At 63.2% G+C, this 5,849-nt stretch carries 5 protein-coding genes; all 5 read right to left on the reverse strand.

Annotated elements, in window-relative coordinates:
- Window positions 1–196, reverse strand: a 196-nt coding sequence (locus tag EN984_RS19935; protein ID WP_127383893.1) for a response regulator, incomplete at its 3' end; no start/stop codon positions are given.
- The gene (locus EN984_RS19940; protein ID WP_127328257.1) at window positions 186–2,471 is read right to left on the reverse strand and encodes a PAS domain-containing sensor histidine kinase; all 2,286 of its coding nucleotides are present in this window, start codon (window positions 2,469–2,471) and stop codon (window positions 186–188) included. The genes EN984_RS19935 and EN984_RS19940, both read right to left, overlap by 11 nt.
- 129 nt (window positions 2,472–2,600) lie before the next feature.
- The gene (ntrC, locus tag EN984_RS19945) at window positions 2,601–4,061 is read right to left on the reverse strand and encodes a nitrogen regulation protein NR(I) (protein WP_023812028.1); all 1,461 of its coding nucleotides are present in this window, start codon (window positions 4,059–4,061) and stop codon (window positions 2,601–2,603) included.
- A complete protein-coding gene (locus EN984_RS19950) occupies window positions 4,058–5,200 on the reverse strand; it encodes a nitrogen regulation protein NR(II) (RefSeq protein WP_127272394.1) in 1,143 nt (380 codons plus the stop codon). Before EN984_RS19950 ends, ntrC begins: the two co-directional genes overlap by 4 nt.
- The coding region (locus tag EN984_RS19955) for a tRNA-dihydrouridine synthase (RefSeq protein ID WP_206517447.1) at window positions 5,197–5,849 on the reverse strand (653 nt) is incomplete at its 5' end. The genes EN984_RS19955 and EN984_RS19950, both read right to left, overlap by 4 nt.

Here is a 5,849-nt window from a genome sequence, read left to right on the forward strand (position 1 = left end):
GCGCCAGCCCGTCCAGGCGCGAGCCCTGCAGCCAGATATCGAGGAAAATCAGCCGCGGCGCGCGATCAGCTATAGCAGCGAGCGCGCTGTCAGCATCGAATGCCGTGCGGGTTTCGTGACCTTCGTCGCTCAGTATGCCCGCGACGAGTTCACGGATGTCTTCCTCGTCATCGACGATGAGAATATCAGACGCCATTACCGACCTTTTCAGTTTCTCTTTCGTTTTCCGCCCTGCTTTCGCTGCGCGGAGCCGTTGCGGCCGCAGGCGGCAGGATGATGCTGATCATCGCGCCGCGCCCATCGTGGAAGTCCGCTGGAGCATCGTGTAGTTCCAGCCTGCCGCCATGGTCCTCCACGATCTTCTTGACGATAGCGAGGCCAAGTCCGGTGCCCTTCTCGCGTGTGGTCATGTAGGGCTCGAGCAGCCGTTGGCGATTCTCGCGCGGCAGGCCTTTGCCATTGTCGATGACGTCGATTCGAATCGCACCATTCTGGCGCCCGGCTTGAATCCGGATTATGCCGTGCGAACCGTCCTTCTGTTCCAATCCGTCGATCGCCTCGGCCGCGTTCTTGATCACATTGCCGAAGGCCTGCGCCATCAGGCGGCTGTCGAAAGTGCCCTTGAGCGGCTCCGTGCCGAATATCCGCTCGAAAGTGATGTCGGCGCGGCTGACCTCGACCAGGAACGAGGCCTCACGCAGCGATTCGCGCAGATCTATCGCCTTCATCTCAGGCTTTGGCATGCGCGCGAACGCCGAGAATTCGTCCACCATACGGCCGATATCCTCAACCTGACGGATGATGGTGTCGGTGCATTGGTCGAAAACCTCGCGGTCCTCGGTAATCACCTTGCCGTAACGGCGCTTGATGCGTTCGGCCGAGAGCTGGATCGGCGTCAGCGGGTTCTTGATCTCGTGGGCGATACGCCGCGCCACATCCGCCCAGGCCGACGAGCGCTGCGCCTGAACCAGGTCGGTGATGTCGTCGACCGTCACGACATAGGATTTTTCCTCCGAGCCGTCGTCGCCGGCCTCGATGGTGATCTGCACGTTGAAGGTCCGCTCGGCACCGGCGCGGTAAAAGGTCACCTGCTCGCGATAGACGGGTTTGCCGGACTTGCGACCGATCTCGAAGACGCGGCCGACATGCGGCAGTACGGCGGAAAGATTCTGCCCAAGGGCTGCGCTGGCCGAAATCGCCAGCATCGCCTCGGCCGAGCGGTTGACGATGGTGACGATGCCGTAGGGATCGACGCCGATGACGCCGGCGGTAACGCCGGCAAGCACGGCTTCGGAGAAGCGGCGCCGTTCGTCGATCAGGTCCTTGGCCGACAGGATCTCATTGCGCTGCGATTTAAGTTCGAGAAGCATCTTGTTGAAGGTATCGCCGAGCGAGGCGACATCGCCGTCCGAAGGCCTGACGGGAACCGCGACGTCGAGATTGCCGGTCGCCACCTCGTCGGCGGCGCCGATGAGCTGGCGAATAGGCCGCACCAGACGGTCGGCGACCGCAATGCCGGTCCAGATCGCGGACAGGATGATGATGAGCGTCAGCGACAGATAGGGCAGCGCGAAGGCCACCTGCGAGGTACGGCGGTTATCTTCCAGCCCCCGATATTCGTCGGTGTTGGACCTGACGATCTGCCTTGCCTTGATCACTTCGGGATCGACGAGCCGAATGGTGTAGAGGTAGAGTCCTTCGATCTCCCGCAGCTTGACGATGGCGCCCATGATGTTGCGCGTTTTCGGTTCGATCAGCACCGGCTTGCCGTCGGCAGCGCTGGCCACCGCGCCTTCCGGCGGCTCGGGCATGGCGAACTCCGTATCGGTCTTGGCGCTCATGACGAAAGAGCCGTCCGGCTTGATCAGCGCCGCATGGGCCAGCGAACGGCCCACGGCTTCCTTGTTCATCAAGTCGAGAAAGCCGGTACGATCAAGGCCGTAGAGCGTGCGCGACGCATCGAGATCATAGGCCATGGACAATGTCGTGCCCTGGAGGTTGCGGGCATTTTCCTGGACATAGGCGTCGGCGATCGAGAGGGACGAATTGACGATCGTCTTGGTGCGGATCTCGAACCAGCGGTCAAGGCCGATGTCGAGCGTGATCGAGGCAATGATGGCCACCATGATGGCGGGAATGGCGGCAACCAGGGCGAACATGGCGACAATGCGCACATGCAGCCGCGAAGCGGCCTTACCATGCCGGCGCGCCATCAGGATGCGGTGCACCTCACGCCCGACCAGCGCGATAAGAAACAGGACGAAAGCCGCGTTGAGGGCAATCAGCGCCAGCGTCGTCGACTCGTTCGGTGTGATCGGCGTGGCGCCGACGAGGATGGTGAACGAGATCGCAGCCGTCATCAGCGCGCCGACGACCGCGATCACACCCGGCAGCGCAAGCAGCCGGCGCCCGTCACGAGCGCCGGGTTCGCTGAAGAGCGGTTGGTTTGTTGTCGGTGCCTGCGGAGCCATGTCGCCGTCTAGAGCCATGATTGCGTCGGATGTATGCAACGCATTGTGGCGATTATGCAACAAGTGTGACCGAGACGGAAATCTTTCGCGAGCCGATCCCCTGAAAAGAGCGCGGGCTCAGATCAAGGCTCAGCCCTGCCGCGATGATTTGTAGACGTTGACGCCGAGCTCGCGGATCTTCTTGCGCAGCGTGTTGCGGTTCAAGCCCAGCAGTTCCGCGGCCTTGATCTGGTTGCCGCGGGTTGCCGTCATCGAAGCCAGGACGAGGGGAAACTCGACCTCGGACAGGATGCGCTGATAAAGCCCGGCAGGTGGCAAATCGCCGGCAAAGGAAGCGAAATAGCGCTGCAGGAAGTGCTCGACCGCCTGCCCGATCGACAAATCGTCGGGGATCAGATTGCCGCCACCCGGCACCACCGGACGTTCGCCGGTCTTGAGCTCCGCCTCGATGATCTCGGCGGAAATCTCGTCCTGCGAATAGAGCGCGGCGAGCCTGCGAACCAGGTTTTCCAGTTCGCGCACATTGCCCGGCCACGGATAGCGCTTCATCAACTCGATGCCGCCGGAAGAAATGCGCTTGGTCTGCAGGCCTTCCATTTCGCCGAGCTTGAAGAAATGGCGGACGAGGTCCGGCACATCCTCGGAGCGCTCACGCAGCGCGGGCAGCCGGAGCGGCACGACGTTGAGGCGATAGAAAAGATCCTCGCGGAAGAGCCCCTGGTTGATCAGCGTGCGCAGATCCTTGTTGGTGGCAGCGACGATGCGCACGTCGGTCTTGATCGGCGTGCGTCCGCCGACCGTGGTGTACTCGCCCTGCTGCAGCACGCGCAGCAGGCGCGTCTGCGCCTCCATCGGCATGTCGCCGATTTCATCGAGGAACAGCGTGCCGCCTTCGGCCTGCTCGAAGCGGCCGGTCGAGCGGTTCTGCGCGCCGGTGAAGGCACCCTTCTCGTGACCGAACAGTTCCGATTCGATCAGGTCACGCGGGATCGCCGCCATATTGATGGCGACGAAGGGGCCGCCGCGGCGGCGGCCATATTCATGCAGCGCGCGCGCCACCAGCTCCTTGCCGGTGCCGGATTCGCCCGAGATCATCACCGTCAGGTCGGTCTGCATCATGCGCGCCAGCATGCGGTAGATATCCTGCATGGCCGCCGAGCGGCCGACCAGCGGCATCGCGTCCGGCTGTTCTTCCGGCCGCGCATCGATCTTCGGCCGACGCGGCTCGGAAAGCGCCCGGTTGACGATGTTGAGCAGTTCGGTCAGGTCGAACGGCTTGGGCAGATATTCGTAAGCGCCGGTTTCGGAGGCGCGGATCGCCGTCATGAATGTGTTCTGGGCGCTCATGACGATAACCGGCAGCTCCGGCCTCGCCTTCTTGATGCGCGGCAGCATGTCGAAGGCGTTTTCGTCCGGCATCACCACATCGGTGATGACCAGATCGCCCTCGCCCGCCGCCACCCAGCGCCAAAGCGTCGAAGCGTTGGAGGTGACGCGCACCTCATGACCGGCGCGTGAAAGCGCCTGGTTGAGGACGGTGCGGATTGCCGCGTCGTCGTCGGCGACGAGAATATTGCCGCGAACGGTCATTTGAGGTCTCCTTCGCCGTCATCATCGGCGCCGTTTGGCGCTTCTTTCCAGGCCGGCATCAGGATGCGGAATGTGGTGCCGCGCGGCGTCGATTCGCATTCGATGATGCCGCCATGCTCGCCGACGATCTTGGCGACCAGCGCAAGACCCAACCCGGAGCCGTTCGGCTTGGTGGTGATGAACGGGTCGAACAGGATCGGCAGGATGTCTTCGGAGACGCCGGAGCCATTGTCGCGCACGCAGAATTCCAGCGGCAGCGACACGCGGTCCTGCGTGCCCGGAACGGAAACACGGATGCCCGGCCGGAAGGCGGTCGACAGCACGATCTCGCCCTGCGGGTCGCTGCCGATCGCCTCGGCAGCGTTCTTGACCAGGTTGAGGAACACCTGGATGAGTTGATCGCGGTTGGCAAACACCGGAGGCAATGAAGGATCATAATCCTCCATTATCTTGATTTTCTTGGCAAAACCATTCTTGGCAATCGCCTTCACATGGTCGAGCACGACATGGATATTGACGGGATAGCGATCGATCGGCCGCTCGTCGGAAAACACCTCCATGCGATCGACCAGCGATACGATGCGGTCCGTCTCGTCGGTGATCAGCCGCGTCAGCGCGCGGTCTTCGTCGGAAGCCGACAGTTCGAGAAGCTGGGCAGCGCCGCGGATGCCGGAGAGCGGGTTCTTGATCTCATGGGCAAGCATTGCCGCCAGACCGGTCACCGAACGTGCGGCACCCCGATGCGTCATCTGCCGGTCGATCTTGTCGGCCATCGACCGTTCCTGGAACATCACCACGACGGAGCCCGGATATTCCGGCACCGGCGCGACGTAGAGATCGACGACCTTTTCGATGCCGAGACGCGGCGACGACACGTCGACCCGATACTCGTTGACCGGAGCCCGACGCTCGCGCACCTGATCGACCAGCGTCAGCAGCGGGCTGCCGAAGGGAATGAGTTTTGACAGCGTGTTGCGGGCGAGCATGTTTGCACTCGAGCGAAAGAAATCTTCCGCGTCGGCGTTGGCATAGGTGATGAAACCTTCCTCGCTGATCATGATCACCGGGCGACGGATGGTGTTGAGCACGATCTGGGCGGCATCCGCCATTTCAGCGCCCTGGCCGGCGGCGGCGTTCATGCGGCGCTCCGCAGGTTCAAGGGTTGCGGATCGCGCGAAAACACATCGCGCAGCAAGGCAATGACGCGCGCGGGCTCGAATGCGGTCAGTATGGCCTTTCGGCTGTCGTCGGCGACGCCGCCGGCATGCCGGTCGAGATACCAGCCAAGGTGTTTGCGCGCCTGGCGCAGGCCGCTTTCGGCGCCGTAGAGCGCCAGCATGTCCTCATAATGGGCCACGATGTAGTCGGCGACCGCCGTCGAGTCCCGTGGCATGTTTGGCGTCGCCTCGCCGATCGCTGCGGCCGCAATGCCGCCTGCGATCCAGGGCGCGCCATAATGGGCACGGCCGATCATCACGGCGTCGGCACCCGATTGATCGAGAATGTCGGCCGCTTCCGCCGGCGAAGAGACGTCACCATTGGCGACGACCGGGATGGACACGGCTTCCTTGACGCGGGCGATGGCGCGCCAGTCGGCCTTGCCCTGGTAGAACTGGCAGCGCGTGCGGCCGTGCACGGTCACCATGCTGACACCGGCCTGCTCGGCGCGGCGCGCGAGCATCGGCGCATTGAGCGCGCCTTCGTCCCAGCCAAGCCGCATCTTGACCGTCACCGGCACCTCGACCGCGCCGACAACGGCGTCGATCAGCGACAGTGCGTGGTCGAGAT

Origin of the sequence: Mesorhizobium sp. M7A.F.Ca.CA.004.12.1.1, from assembly GCF_003997835.1 — a bacterium.
Classification (GTDB): domain Bacteria; phylum Pseudomonadota; class Alphaproteobacteria; order Rhizobiales; family Rhizobiaceae; genus Mesorhizobium.